The organism is Bradyrhizobium sp. NBAIM08 (assembly GCF_020193935.1).
GTDB lineage: Bacteria > Pseudomonadota > Alphaproteobacteria > Rhizobiales > Xanthobacteraceae > Bradyrhizobium > Bradyrhizobium yuanmingense.
Map to the genome: position 1 here is coordinate 1 of NZ_JADYVR010000388.1, position 444 is coordinate 444.

Annotated in this window: 1 protein-coding gene; it reads right to left on the reverse strand. The window is 63.3% G+C overall.

Annotation, left to right across the window (positions count from 1 at the left end):
- Positions 1 to 287 (reverse strand): hypothetical protein (locus I6F37_RS40050; protein ID WP_225154384.1); only part of this gene is annotated, 287 nt, incomplete at its 3' end.
- Positions 288 to 444 lie beyond the last annotated feature (157 nt).

A 444-nucleotide genomic window follows, 5' to 3' on the forward strand; every position in this document is an offset into this window, starting at 1 on the left:
TGTTCGGAGTAGTCGCCCGATGGCTTGCGCGAGACCGTCGAAGCAACCAGCGTTACGCGTGAGTCATCGGCCAGAATGGTCTGGGCCGCTCCTCCGTTCACGGTCAGCAGCGAGCCGTTCTTCAACGTCCACGCTTCGACCGGATCCCCAGCACCGACCTCCGCAGTCTGGCCATCGAGATCGCCGGCCAAAACGACCCCGGCGGGAAGGGACGCCAGCGCCAGCAACAGGCTGCGGAACAGCGGGCGCGGCGTCAGAGGATGGGATGCGGTGGCGGTGCGCTTCATGGGGGAATCCTTGTGTCGGAGAAGGGGGAGAGACGCGACACGACGCAACCGCATTCAGACGAAGTGCCGTATATCCTTCATCTCTGTGATGGTGGCGTGAAGGGTGGGCAATTGCGAAGTCATGTGTCTCTACTGGCGCCAGTCTCTGTGCGCAGCC